Source organism: Pseudomonas sp. NBRC 111119 (assembly GCF_001320125.1).
GTDB classification, from domain to species: Bacteria; Pseudomonadota; Gammaproteobacteria; order Pseudomonadales; family Pseudomonadaceae; genus Aquipseudomonas; species Aquipseudomonas parafulva.
Genome location: NZ_BCAV01000030.1, coordinates 59,943 through 72,690, shown reverse-complemented (window position 1 = coordinate 72,690; position 12,748 = coordinate 59,943). Strand labels below are relative to the sequence as shown.

Below are 12,748 nucleotides of genomic sequence, written 5' to 3'. Positions count from 1 at the left end.
CCTCAGGCGGCGTTCTTGAGTTTCGGGTCCAGCGCATCGCGCAGGCCGTCGCCCATCAGGTTGATTGCCAGCACGCTGAGCAGAATGGTCAGGCCGGGCAGGCTCACCACCCACCAGGCGCGCTCGATGTAGTCGCGGGCAGAAGCGAGCATGGTGCCCCACTCAGGCGTGGGTGGCTGGACACCCAGGCCAAGGAAGCCAAGGGCTGCCGCGTCGAGAATGGCTGAAGAAAAACTCAGCGTGGCCTGCACGATCAGCGGGGCCATGCAGTTGGGCAGTACGGTGACGAACATCAGCCGCCCCAGCCCGGCACCGGCCAGGCGCGCAGCGGTGACGTAGTCCCGGTTCAGTTCGCCCATGACGGCGGCGCGGGTCAGGCGTACGTACGAAGGCAGCGACACGATGGCGATGGCAATCACGGTGTTGATCAGCCCAGGGCCGAGGATGGCGACGATGGCCACCGCCAGCAGTAGCGAGGGCAAGGCCAGCATCACGTCCATCAGGCGCATGATCGACGGGCCGAGCAGCTGCGGGAAGAACCCGGCCAGCAGGCCCAGCAGGATGCCCGGGATCAGCGACATCACCACCGACGACAGGCCGATCAGCAGCGACAGCCGCGCACCCTGGATCAGCCGCGAAAGCAGGTCGCGGCCCAGTTCGTCGGTGCCCAGGATGAACTTCCAGGTGCCGCCTTCAAGCCATACCGGCGGCGTCAGCAGAAAGTCGCGGTACTGCTCGCTGGGGTCATGGGGCGCGACCCAGGGTGCGAACAGTGCGCAGAACACCACCACGCACATGAATGCCAGGCCCATCACTGCGCCTTTGTTACGGGCGAAGGCCTGCCAGAATTCCTTGTAGGGCGAGGGGTAGAGCAGGCTGTGGTCTACCGGGCTTGCCGGCGACACGGGTTTTGCAATCGGGTTGTTCATGGCGTGGCCCTCAGCGCTGATGACGGATGCGTGGGTTGGCCAGGCCGTAGAGGATATCCACCACGAAGTTGACCAGAATCACCAGGCAGGCGATCAACAGGATGCCGTTCTGGACCACGGGGTAGTCACGGGCACCGATGGCTTCGATCAGCCATTTGCCGATGCCCGGCCAGGAAAAGATGGTTTCGGTCAGCACCGCACCGGCCAGTAAGGTGCCCACCTGCAGGCCGAACACCGTGAGCACCGGGATCAGCGCGTTGCGCAAACCGTGCACGAACACCACGCGGGCCGGTGACAGGCCCTTGGCGCGGGCGGTGCGCACGTAGTCTTCGCGCAGCACTTCCAGCATCGAGGAGCGGGTCATGCGCGCGATTACCGCCAAGGGGATGGTGCCCAGCACGATGGCCGGCAGAATCAGGTGCATCACGGCATCTTTGAACGAGCCTTCCTCGTCGCTGAGCAAGGTGTCGATGAGCATGAAGCCGGTTTTGGGCTCGATGTCGTACAGCAGGTCGATACGCCCGGAAACCGGCGTCCAGCCCAGGCTCACCGAGAAGAACATGATCAGGATCAGGCCCCACCAGAAGATCGGCATGGAGTACCCCGCCAGGGACAGGCCCATCACCCCGTGGTCGAACAGCGAGCCGCGCTTGAGTGCGGCGATCACGCCTGCCAGCAGGCCGACGATGCCGGCGAACAGGAGGGCGGCCATGGCCAGTTCCAGGGTGGCCGGGAACAGGGTCATGAACTCGCGCCAAACGCTCTCGCGGGTGCGCAGCGATTCACCCAGGTCGCCCTGGGCCAGCTTGCCCACGTAGTCCAGGTACTGGGCCGGCAGCGGCTTGTTCAGGCCCAGGCGCTCCATGGCCTGGGCGTGCATTTCCGGGTCGACCCTGCGCTCGCCCATCATCACTTCCACCGGGTCGCCGGGGATCAGGCGTATCAGCGCGAAGGTCAGCAGCGTAATACCAAAGAACGTCGGTATCAGCAGGCCAAGGCGCCGGGCAATAAAACTCAACATCGTCGGGGTACCTCATCAGGCCGTGGGGCTGGCCGCCCTCACGGCAATGCCGCCGGTCCCCGTCTGGGTTGCCGGCGGTCGTTGTTGTTCTACTTCACCTTGGTGGTAGCGAAGTTGTTGGTGGTCAGGGGGCTGATCACATAGCCCTCCACGTTGTCACGCATGGCGGTGAACACCTTGGGGTGGGCCATGCTGATCCAGGGTTGGTCGTCATCGTACACCTTCAATGCCTCGCTATAGAGCGCTGCACGCTCGTCGTTGTCGATCACCTCGCGGGCGCGGGTAATCAGTTGCTGGAATTTCGAGTTGCACCAGCGGGCATAGTTCTCGCCGTTCTTGGCAGCCTCGCAACTGAGCAACGGGGTAAGGAAGTTGTCCGGGTCGCCGTTGTCGCCGGCCCAGCCGCTGGACACCAGGTCTGCCTCGCCTTTTTTGGCCCTGCGCAGCATCTCGGCCCATTCCATGACGCGGATGTCCAGCTTCAGGCCGATCTGCGCCAGGTCAGCCTGCAGCATTTCGGCAGACAAGCGCGGGTTGGGGTTGGTGGGGCCGCCGCCGTTGCGGGTGAACAGCGTGATCACGGTGCCCTCCGGCACGCCGGCCTGGCGCAGCAGGGCGCGTGCCTGGTCGAGGTCGCGGGGCAGGTTACGGTTGGTGGTGTTGTAGCCCATCATGGTCGGCGGGTAGGGGTTCACCGCCACCAGCGCATTGCCCTTGCCGAACAGCTGGTCCACGTGGGTCTGGCGGTCGAAGGCCATGTTGATGGCCTTGCGCACGCGCACGTCGCTCAGGTACGGGTGCTGGGTGTTCATGGCGATGTAGCCGGTGACCAGCGCTTCGGTCTGCGCCACCTTCAGGTTGGGGTCCTTGATGATCGACGGCACGTCATCCGGTTTGGGGTAGAGCGCCACCTGGCATTCGTTGGCACGCAGTTTTTGCAGGCGCACGTTGCTGTCGGTGGCAATGGCGAAGATCAGCGCGTCGGCAGGCGGCTTGCCGCGGAAGTAGTCAGGGTTGGGCTTGAAGCGTACCTGGGCGTCCTTGTTGTAGCGCTGGAAGATGAACGGGCCGGTACCGATAGGCTTGCTGTTGAGCTCGGCGGTTTTGCCGGCCTTGAGCAGCTGGTCGCCGTACTCGGCGGAATAGATGGAGGTGAAGGCCATGGCCATGTCCCGCAAGAAGGGCGCTTCCGGGCGGGTGAGGGTGATGACTACGGTATGGTCGTCGGTCTTGTCCACCGATTTGAGCAACTGCTTGAAGGCCATGCTTTCGAAGTACGGGAAGCCGATGCTGGTCTTGTCGTGCCACGGATGGGCCGGGTCGAGCTGGCGACGCAGGCTCCACAGCACGTCATCGGCATTGAAGTCGCGGGTGGGGGTGAAGTAGCCGGTGCTGTGGAACTTCACCCCCTGGCGCAGGTGGAAGGTGTAGGTCAGGCCGTCTGCAGACACCTCCCAGCGCTCGGCCAGGGACGGCTGGATGTCGGTGGTGCCAGGCTTGAACTCGACCAGGCGGTTGAACAGTGTTTCGGAGGCTGCATCGAAGGTGACGGCGGTGGTGTACTGGACCACGTCGAAGCCTTCCGGGCTGGCTTCGGAGCATACCACCAGTGGTTTGGCCGCCAGCTGCGCGGCGGCGCCCATCATCATTGCGGCCACCGCCAGGCGCAGTGCCAGTGATCTGTTGACTACCTTGTGCATGGGTTGATGTCTCCCTGCGTGACTGATTCCAGCGTAGCTGCCCCGGCCCGCCAGGAAGCCGGCCGGGGCGGCTGCGGTCAGAGGATGTTGAACGGAATGGTGGTGACCACCCGGAACTCGTCCAGGCTGCCGTCGCCCTGGGCCTTGCTGGCCCTGTGCGTGGTGTAGGTGGCGCGGATACTGGTGTCTTTCAACGGCCCGCTCTGCACTGCATAGCTGGTGCCGATACCCCACTCGTAATGGGTTTCGCCATCCAGGCCCCTCACGTCGTAGGCGGTGCCTCGGTAGTGGGTGCCGTCAATGCCCCAGCCGCGCGCGTTGTACAGGTTGAACTTGAGGCCTGGCACGCCGTAGGGCGCCATGTTCAGCACATAGGACAGCTGCAGCGACTTCTCGTTGGGGCCGTTGAAGTCCGACAGCAGCGAGTTGGCCAGGTAGATGCCGTTGGTTTCGTGCAGGTAGTCGAAGTACTCGTTGCCGTTGACCTGCTGCCAGGAAGCCGTCAGGGTGTGCGCCTGGTGCGTCAGGCCCAGCGACAGGCTGTAGGTATCGTTGTCGATCTGCCCCATCTTGCGGCTGCCGGCGTCCTTGGTCTTGTAGTAGTTCAAACCGGTGGTCAGGCTTAGCACCCCGCTGTCGCCGAGCACGTGGCTGGCGCCGAAGTAGTACTGGTTCCAGAAGTCGTCCACCTTGGTGGCGTACAGGCTGGTGGTCAGGCTCTTGAAGGGCTGGTAGTTGATGCCGGCGGTACTGGCGCGGTCGGTTTCCACGCCCAGGGCGCCGTACTCGCTGCGAAACTTGCTCAGGCTCTGCTCGGTGCGCGGCGATACCCGGTCGAAGGTGCCCACGTCGAACGTCAGGTTCTCGAACTCGGCGCTGTGCAGAAAGGCACCCTGAAAGCTCGACGGCAGGGCCCGGTTGCCGATGAAGGCGATCATCGGGGTGTCTACGGACTGGCGGCCCAGGGTAAGGGTGGTGTTGGACACCCGCGCCTTGACGTTGCCCAGGCCGAGCTTGCTCCACTGCCCCAACGGGTCGCCATCGCTGTGGGTGAGGGTACGGTTGTTGGGCCCGGCGATGGCCTGGCGGCTTTGCTGCAGGGCGATGGCATTGTAGCCAGCGGCTTCCACGGCGAAGCCCACAGTGCCCTGGGTAAACCCGGAGCTGTAATTGAGGATGCTGCCCTGCACCCAGTTCTCGCGGCTGTGTGTCGGGTGGCGGGTGCCGTCGCCTTTGTAGTACTTCCACAGCGGCGCGCGGGCGGCACGCTCACGGGCGTACCAGTTGCGCGTGCTGCCGGACAGGCTCTGGCCTTCCAGAAAGCCGCTGGCCTGGCTCTGCGCGTTGCCTGAGGCAAGTGTGAGCGGTTGGTAAGCCTGGCTTTGCGGCTCGGCGTGGGCCACGGTGGTTGCGGCACTAATCGCTAGAGCGAGTGTGCTTGAAGTGAACAGTCTCACGTTGGAAGCTCCTTTTCATTTCTAGTTATTGCCGGCCTCGTGGGCCGGGTGGTTGCTGCGGTGTTGCCTGGGGCGCCATGGGATCGCCATGGCTGAAACAGCGTTTTACGCCTGCTGCGCAGGCCCGCCTTGCAGGTCCCTCCCCCCTGCAGGGCGGCGCGGCCGACGGCGCGTCAGTCGACGCTCACGCCAGAAAAGTTGTTGCGGCCGAATGGGCTCACCTTGAACCCGCTCACCTGTGTGCTCAGGGGCTGGTTGACGGTTGAATGGGCGACGGGGGTGATGGGCACTTGTTGCTTGAGCCGCTGTTGGGCCTGCTGGTACAGCGTGGTGCGCTGGGCCGGGTCGGTAACCTGCTTGGCACGCTTGACCAGGCTGTCGTACTGCGGGTCGCACCACAGCGAGTAGTTGTTGCTGCCAATGGCATCGCAGCTGTAGAGCGTGCCCAGCCAGTTGTCAGGGTCGCCGTTGTCGCCGGTCCAGCCGATCAGGGCCACGTCGTGCTCACCACTCTTGAGGCGTTTGACGTACTCGCCCCACTCGTAACTGACGATGCGCACCTTGAAACCCAGCTTGCTCCAGTCCGCCTGCAGCATCTCGGCCATCAACTTGGCGTTGGGGTTGTAGGGGCGCTGCACGGGCATGGCCCACAGGGTGATTTCGGTACCGGGTGCCACCTTGGCCTGCTCCAGCAGTTGCCGGGCTTTTTCCGGGTCGTAGGGGGCGTCCTTGATGCTTTCATCATAGGACCACTGGGTAGGCGGCATGGCATTGACCGCCCGCTGCCCGGCCTCCTGGTACACCGCCTGGAGGATGGCCTGCTTGTTCACCGCCATGTCCATGGCCTGGCGTACCTCCAGGCGGTCAAAGGGTGGATGCTGGGTGTTGTAGGCGATGTAGCCCAGGTTGAAGCCTGCCTGCTGCATGACCTGCAGCTTGCTGTCCTGGCGCAGCGCTGGCAGGTCGGCCGGGCGTGGGTGCAGGGTGACCTGGCATTCGTTGCGGCGCAGCTTCTGGATCCGCACCGACGGGTCGACGTTGATCGAGAACACCAGGTTGTCGAGCTTCACGTTTTCCGGCGCCCAGTAGTTCTGGTTGCCCTTGTAGCGAATCTGCGAGTCCTTCTGGTAACGCTGGAACACGAACGGGCCGGTACCGATAGGGTGCTGGTTGATGTCGCTGGGGCGGCCGCTTGCCAGCAATTGCTCGGCGTACTCGGCAGACAGAATGGAGGCAAAACTCATGGCCAGGTTCTGGATGAACGCCGCATCGACCGTGTTCAGGGTGAACACCACAGTCATCGGGTCGGTCTTTTCGACGCGGGCGATGGTCTTGTCCAGGCCCATGCTGACGAAGTAAGGGAACTCGGTGGGGTAGGCCTTGCGGAACGGGTGAGCCTTGTCGTGCATGCGGTTGAAGGTGAACAGCACGTCATCGGCGTTGAAGTCGCGGCTGGGGGTGAACCCCTTGTTGCTGTGAAACTTCACCCCTTCGCGCAGGTGGAAGGTGTAGCGCAGGCCATCATCGGAAACCTCCCAGCGGGTGGCCAGCGCCGGCTGCACCGCGGTGGCGCCGCGTTCGAACTCCACCAGGCGGTTGTAGAGGGGCTCGGCGGCATCGTTGTCGGTGGCCGTGGTGTATTGGGCGGTATCGAAACCGGCAGGGCTGCCCTCGGAGCAGAACACCAGGTTGCGGGCCTGCAGCGCAGGGGAAAGGCCCAGCACGCCCAGGGCGAGCAGGGTGGTGAAGCAGGTAGCGTTACGCATGGCAAATCCTTGTGCGTCAGGGTTGCACCGCCGTGTGGCAGGAATGGCGGCAACAGTTCGTCGACCCCGCAGCCAAAGGCGGCCGGGCAACACAGTGAGTAGCGGAAAACCCGGGCACCCGATGCTGGCGGGTGCCCGGTCAGGCTATTGGTCCACGCTGACGCCGTAGAACGCGTTCAGCGAGAAGGGGCTGATCTTGAAGCCCTTCACCTTGGCGCTCATGGGTTGGTAGACGGTGGAGTGGGCGATCGGGGTGATCGGCACCTGCTCCTTGAGGATGTGCTGGGCCTGTTTGTACAGCTCGGTACGTTTGGCCTGGTCGGGGGTGGCCTTGGCCTGTTTGATCAGGTCGTCGTAAGGCTTGTAGCACCACTTCGAGAAGTTGTTGCCGTCGACCGCATCGCAGCCGTACAGGGTGCCCAGCCAGTTGTCCGGGTCGCCGTTGTCGCCGCTCCAGCCAATCAGCATGGCGCCCTGTTCGCCGCCTTTGGAGCGCTTGATGTATTCGCCCCACTCGTAGCTGACGATCTTGGCCTTGATGCCGATCTTGGCCCAGTCAGACTGGAGCATCTCGGCCATCAGCTTGGCGTTGGGGTTGTAGGGGCGCTGCACGGGCATGGCCCACAGGGTGATTTCGGTCCCGTCCTTGATGCCTGCCTCTTTCAGCAGTTGCTTGGCTTTTTCCGGGTCGAAGGGGGCGTCCTTGATAGTGGTGTCATACGACCACTGGGTTGGCGGCATGGCGTTGACCGCCAGCTGGCCGGCGCCCTGGTACACCGACTCGATGATTTTCTGCTTGTCCACAGCCATGTCCAGCGCCTGACGCACCTTCAGCTGGGCCAGCGGGTTGGGCTCGTTGCTGCCCTTTACCTTGTCCATCACGTTGTAGGCGATGTAGCCGAGGTTGAAGCCGGCCTGGTGGGGCATCTGCAGGTTCTTGTCGGCCTTCAGCGGCTCGATGTCGGCGGGGCGGGGGAACAGGGTGACCTGGCATTCGTTCTTCTTCAGCTTCTGCATGCGCACCGAAGCGTCAGTGGTGATGGCGAAGATCAGGTTGTCGATCTTCACGTCATCAGGTTGCCAATAGTCCTTGTTGCCCTTGAAGCGGATCTGCGCGTCCTTCTGGTACTTGCTGAACACGAACGGGCCGGTGCCGATGGGCTTCTGGTTGATGTCGGCCGGCTTGCCCTGCTTGAGCAACTGGTCGGCGTACTCGGCTGACTGAATGGAAGCAAAGCTCATGGCCAGGTTCTGGATGAACGCGGCGTCGACGTCGTTGAGGGTGAACTTGACCGTGTGTTCGTCCAGTTTCTCCACCTTGGCGATGTTCTTGTCCATGCCCATGTCGGTGAAATAGGGGAACTCGGTGGGGTACGCCTTGCGGAACGGCTGGTCCTTGTCGAGCATGCGGTTGAAGGTGAACAGCACGTCGTCGGCGTTGAAGGGCCGGCTGGGCTTGAAGTAGTCGGTGGTGTGGAACTTCACGCCTTCGCGCAGGTGGAAGGTGTAGGCCTTGCCGTCGTCCGACACCTCCCAGCGGGTAGCAAGGCCCGGCACCACTGCAGTGCCACCGCGTTCGAACTGGGTGAGGCGATTGAACATGGTCTCGGCCGACGCGTCGAAGTCGGTCCCGGTGGTGTATTGCCCCGGGTCGAACCCGGCCGGGCTGCCCTCCGAACAGAACACCAGGTTGGACGCGGCCAGTGCTGACGGTGCGCCGGTGAGCATGCCTGCGCCTAGCAGGAACGGAATGACTGCATGTTTGAGCATGATGGCCTCATTGTTGTCATTGTTCGGATGAGGTGGCCTCGTGAGCCGACCTGCGGATACTCGTGCACGGCTGATTGCCAATGCAACAGGCACAAGGATAGATGGCACCGGAAAGGTAGTACGGTCGTACATGGATGTCGCATTCATGTAACTTTAGGCGAAGTTAAACGTTTGCGTTGGCAAAATGATGGCGTTTTTCGGATTATTTCTGCTTAGGGAATGATGTAGGACACATCTCAAAGATGTGTAAGACGGGGCTGATATGTATGCCCAGACACGCAAAAGCCCGATCGCATTCACGACCGGGCCCCTGTTTACAGCGCGCTGCCGTCAGGGCATTTGCACCTCGATCAGGCCATCGGCGTTCATGCTGACTTCGCTGGTACCGGCCTCGATGTCCGGCGCGGGTGCCGCTTCGTCAGCCGCCATGGCTTTCATCGCCATCGGTGCGCTGCGCAGGTACGGGCGTGGGTAGCCGCTGCTGTTGAGGTTCAGGTTGACCACTTTGTAACCGGTACCGCCCAGGGCTTCGGTGGCCAGCTGCGCACGGGCCTTGAAGGCGTCCACTGCATCCTTGAGCAGCGCGTCCTCGCTGGCTTTGCGGGTAGCCGGGGCGATGGAGAAGTCCATGCCGCCCATTTTCAGGTCCTGCAGCAGGTCGGCGGTCAATTGAGACAGGGCAGGGAAGTCGGCGCTTTCCAGGCGCAGTTCGGCGCGCTCGCGCCAGCCGGTGATCTTCTGGCCCTTGGTGTCGTATACGGGGTAGCTGTTACGGCTGCCCTGGCTGATCTTGACGTCCTTGACCTGGCGCGACTGCTGCACGGCCTTGTTCATGGTTTCGGTGATCTGCTTGGCAAGCTTGCCTGGGTCGGTGTTCTGCGCTTCGCTGTACAGGGTCACGACCATCAGGTCGCGCGCCACTTCCTTGCTGACTTCGGCGCGCAGCGAGACCTGGTTGAAGCGCGGCTCATCGGCGGCCAGGGCCGGCAGGCTGGCGAGCAGACCACAGGACAGCAGGAGGGCGGCGCCGCGACGTTGAATGTGCATAAGGTGCTCCTTGGCAGAGAAAGGCGTGGGGTGTTGGCCATCCATTCCACGCATGGCCAGTCAGACCGGAAAACAGTGTAGTGGGTTCAGCGGTGCCATCGGCAACCTGTGACAAAGTGTGGCGCTTTGCCGCATTGCTGCAGCGAGGCGCCCGGCTTCGGTATACTCCAGCCGATTTTCTGGAGCACTCATCAGGAGAGCTCATGCTCGCCGCCGTACAACCGCTGTCCGCTACCCGCCAGAACCTCTGGCGCCTGACTGTCATCCGGGTTCTGGTCCTGGCCGCCCAGGCGGGTTCCGTGGGCGTGGCCTACTGGACCGAACTGCTGCCGCTGCCCTGGCTATCGTTGGCGGGCACCTTGGCTTTGTCCTCGTTGCTGTGCGCGTTCACGGCCCTGCGCCTGCGCCTGTCGCTCCCGGTCACCGAACTGGAATACGCCCTGCAACTGGCCTGCGACCTGCTGATCCACAGTGCGCTGCTGTATTACTCGGGCGGTTCCACCAACCCGTTCGTGTCGTATTACCTGGTGCCCCTGGCGATCGCGGCGGTGACGCTGCCCTGGCTGTACTCGCTGATACTGTCCGGCATCGCGCTGACTGCCTACAGCCTGCTGCTGGTGCAGTTCTACCCGCTGGAAGGCCTGCCCCTGGCGCGGGACAAGATGCAGGTGTACGGCATGTGGCTGAGCATTGCCTTGGCCGCTGCGGTGATCACCTTCTTTGCCGCACGCATGGCCGAAGAGCTGCGGCGCCAGGAGCAACTGCGTTCCGAGCGGCGCGAAGAAAGCCTGCGCGACGAGCAATTGCTGGCGGTGGCCACCCAGGCTGCCGGCGCCGCCCACGAGCTGGGCACGCCGCTGGCGACCATGAGCGTGCTGCTGAACGAAATGCGCCAGGACCACCACGACCCTCTGCTGCAGGAAGACCTGCAGATCCTTCAGGACCAGGTAAAGCTGTGCAAGCAGACCCTGCAGCACCTGGTGCGCGCTGCTGAAGCCAATCGGCGCCTGGCGCTGGTTGAGCAGGACGTGACCGCCTGGCTGGACGAGGCGCTGAACCGCTGGCACCTGATGCGCCCCGAAGCCAGCTACCGCTTCCAGCGCCTGCGCGATGGCCAGGTGCCGCGCCTGACCCCACCGCCAGACCTGACCCAGGCGTTGCTGAACCTGCTGAACAATGCTGCCGATGCCTGCCCCGATGACCTGGAAGTGCGCCTGGACTGGGACGCCCAGGACATCGTCATCAGCATCCGCGACCATGGCCCGGGTGTGCCACCGGCCATTGCCGAAGCCATTGGCAAACCTTTCATCACCACCAAGGGCAAGGGTTTTGGCCTGGGCCTGTTCCTGAGCAAGGCCAGCGTGACCCGTGCGGGTGGTTCGGTGAAACTCTATAGTCATGATCAAGGTGGCACCCTGACCGAATTGCGCCTGCCCCACGGCACGCGAGGAGAAGAAAGATGAGCGAAGAAAACCAGGTCGAAAGCGAAGAGCTGCCCCACCTGTTGCTGGTGGATGACGACGCCACCTTCACCCGGGTGATGGCCCGGGCCATGAGCCGTCGCGGCTTCCGGGTGAGCACCGCAAGCTCTGCCGAAGAGGGCCTGGTGCTGGCCCAGCAGGACCTGCCGGACTACGCCACCCTGGACCTGAAAATGGAAGGCGACTCGGGGCTGGTGTTGCTGCCCAAGCTGCTGGCCCTGGACCCGGAGATGCGTGTGGTGATCCTGACCGGTTATTCCAGCATCGCCACAGCGGTGGAAGCCGTGAAGCGCGGTGCCTGCAATTACCTGTGCAAGCCGGCCGATGCTGATGATGTACTGGCGGCGCTGCTGTCGGAGCACACCGACCTGGACACCCTGGTGCCGGAAAACCCCATGTCGGTCGACCGTTTGCAGTGGGAGCACATCCAGCGCGTGCTCAATGAGCACGAGGGCAATATCTCGGCCACCGCACGCGCCCTGGGCATGCACCGCCGTACCCTGCAACGCAAGCTGCAGAAGCGCCCCGTCCGCCGCTGAGTCGCTGCCCGTAGTTGGCGCGCGCCATGCACGCGCCGACCGGTGTATCATTAGCCGCCTAACGGTAACCCCCATCCGGATGGTGCGCGCATGCTTGCCCTTCTCGTCCAGACGCTGAACATTACGGCGCCTGTCTTTGCCATGCTGTTCATGGGCGTGCTGCTGCGGCGCATCAACCTTATCGACGACAACTTCAACCGGGTCGCCTCGCAGCTGGTGTTCAACGTCTGCATGCCCGCGTTGCTGTTCCTGGGCATCTATCACGCCGACCTGGCCGCCGCGGTAAAACCGGGCGTGATGCTCTACTTCGTGATTGCCACCCTGGTCGGGTTTGCCATCGCCTGGGGCATGGCAGTATGGCGCAGCCCGGTCGCAGACCGTGGTATCTACACCCAGGGTGCGTTTCGCGGCAATAACGGCGTCATCGGCCTGGCCCTGGCAGCAAGCCTGTATGGGGACTACGGCATTTCTTTGGGGGCAGTGCTCGCCGGGCTGGTCATCCTCATGTACAACTCGCTGTCGGCGGTGGTGCTGGCGGTCTACAGCCCAGACCTCAAGTCCGACCCCTGGAGCATCTGCAAGAGTATCTTCAGCAACCCGCTGATCATCAGCGTGCTGGTGGCCACCCCCATGGCCTACGGCCAGGTACCGCTGCCCAACTGGTTGCTCACCTCGGGTGACTACCTGGCCCAGATGACCCTGCCGTTGGCGCTTATCTGCATTGGCGGCACCCTGTCGCTGACGGCGCTGCGCGACAGCGGCCGGCTGGCCATGGATGCCAGCCTGGTGAAGATGGTCTGGCTGCCGCTGGCCGGCACCCTGGGTGCGTGGCTGTGCGGTTTTCGGGGCGCCGAGTTGGGCATCCTGTTCCTGTACATCGGCAGCCCCACCGCTGCGGCCAGCTACGTGATGGCCAGGGCAGCCAATGGCAACCATGAACTGGCAGCCTCTATCATCGTGATTACTACGCTAATGGCGGCAATTACCACCAATATTGGTATTTTCATCTTGCAGTGGGGCGGATGGATCTAGATCCTT

The 12,748-nt window shown here is 63.3% G+C and carries 10 protein-coding genes; 3 read left to right on the top strand and 7 right to left on the bottom strand.

The genetic code is table 11. The features are described from left to right. Window positions 1-2 precede the first annotated feature (2 nt). From APH25_RS13180 to APH25_RS13150, 7 genes are all read right to left on the bottom strand, one after another. Entirely contained in the window at window positions 3-929 is a 927-nt protein-coding gene (locus APH25_RS13180) for an ABC transporter permease subunit (protein WP_060482237.1), read from the bottom strand. 10 nt (window positions 930-939) lie between these two features. Then, window positions 940-1,950, bottom strand: coding sequence for an ABC transporter permease subunit (locus APH25_RS13175; RefSeq protein WP_028631561.1), 1,011 nt, complete (start codon window positions 1,948-1,950; stop codon window positions 940-942). A gap of 89 nt (window positions 1,951-2,039) precedes the next feature. Continuing rightward, window positions 2,040-3,650, bottom strand: coding sequence for an ABC transporter substrate-binding protein (locus APH25_RS13170; protein ID WP_060482236.1), 1,611 nt, complete (start codon window positions 3,648-3,650; stop codon window positions 2,040-2,042). 77 nt (window positions 3,651-3,727) lie between these two features. Continuing rightward, window positions 3,728-5,107: an OprD family porin gene (locus tag APH25_RS13165; RefSeq protein WP_060482235.1), complete on the bottom strand. Its 1,380-nt coding sequence runs from the start codon at window positions 5,105-5,107 to the stop codon at window positions 3,728-3,730. Between the two features lie 173 nt (window positions 5,108-5,280). After that, window positions 5,281-6,873, bottom strand: coding sequence for an ABC transporter substrate-binding protein (locus tag APH25_RS13160; RefSeq protein WP_028631558.1), 1,593 nt, complete (start codon window positions 6,871-6,873; stop codon window positions 5,281-5,283). 144 nt (window positions 6,874-7,017) lie between these two features. Next, window positions 7,018-8,643: an ABC transporter substrate-binding protein gene (locus APH25_RS13155; RefSeq protein ID WP_060482234.1), complete on the bottom strand. Its 1,626-nt coding sequence runs from the start codon at window positions 8,641-8,643 to the stop codon at window positions 7,018-7,020. A 330-nt stretch (window positions 8,644-8,973) separates the two neighbouring features. Further along, entirely contained in the window at window positions 8,974-9,690 is a 717-nt protein-coding gene (locus APH25_RS13150) for an SIMPL domain-containing protein (RefSeq protein ID WP_028631557.1), read from the bottom strand. Between the two features lie 203 nt (window positions 9,691-9,893). Between APH25_RS13150 and APH25_RS13145 the strand changes: the two genes are divergently transcribed. The 3 genes from APH25_RS13145 to APH25_RS13135 all read left to right on the top strand — a co-directional run bounded on the left by APH25_RS13145 (window position 9,894) and on the right by APH25_RS13135 (window position 12,742). Then, window positions 9,894-11,153, top strand: a complete 1,260-nt coding sequence (locus APH25_RS13145; protein ID WP_028631556.1) for an ATP-binding protein — start codon at window positions 9,894-9,896, stop codon at window positions 11,151-11,153. Next, a complete protein-coding gene (locus APH25_RS13140) occupies window positions 11,150-11,710 on the top strand; it encodes a response regulator transcription factor (protein ID WP_028631555.1) in 561 nt (186 codons plus the stop codon). The genes APH25_RS13145 and APH25_RS13140 overlap by 4 nt, the downstream gene beginning before the upstream one ends. 90 nt (window positions 11,711-11,800) lie before the next feature. Further along, a complete protein-coding gene (locus APH25_RS13135) occupies window positions 11,801-12,742 on the top strand; it encodes an AEC family transporter (RefSeq protein WP_028631554.1) in 942 nt (313 codons plus the stop codon). The last annotated feature ends 6 nt before the right edge of the window (window positions 12,743-12,748 follow it).